We start from the raw sequence: 261 nt of genomic DNA, 5'->3' as shown, positions 1-261 counted from the left end.
GCCGCCTCTCGCGGGTCCTGCGCTGACGCCTCAGGCCGCGCGGCGCCGGTCGCGCAGGGCGACAAGGCAGGCGAGCCCGAAGCGGAGCCGGTCGGGCGCGGACTCGAAGCGCCGGACATAGATCCCGGCCTCGCCGAGCCGGCGGAACAGATTGATTCCGTTCGGAAAATCGGCGCAGCGGAACAGAGCCGTGCCGCCGACGATCCGGCTGCCCGCCCGCGCGATCATGCGGTCGAGGCGCTCCGAGTCGGCCCGGCGCCC

Annotated in this window: 1 pseudogene; it reads right to left on the bottom strand. The window is 74.7% G+C overall.

The features are described from left to right. Positions 1–30: 30 nt before the first annotated feature. Positions 31–261 (bottom strand): annotated as a pseudogene (locus WDW90_RS39935) (hypothetical protein); the annotation flags it as partial.

Origin of the sequence: Methylobacterium nigriterrae (genome assembly GCF_037106235.1) — a bacterium.
GTDB classification, from domain to species: domain Bacteria; phylum Pseudomonadota; class Alphaproteobacteria; order Rhizobiales; family Beijerinckiaceae; genus Methylobacterium; species Methylobacterium nigriterrae.
The sequence above is the reverse complement of the archived record's forward strand: the minus strand, read 5'-3'. Positions and strand labels throughout refer to the sequence as shown.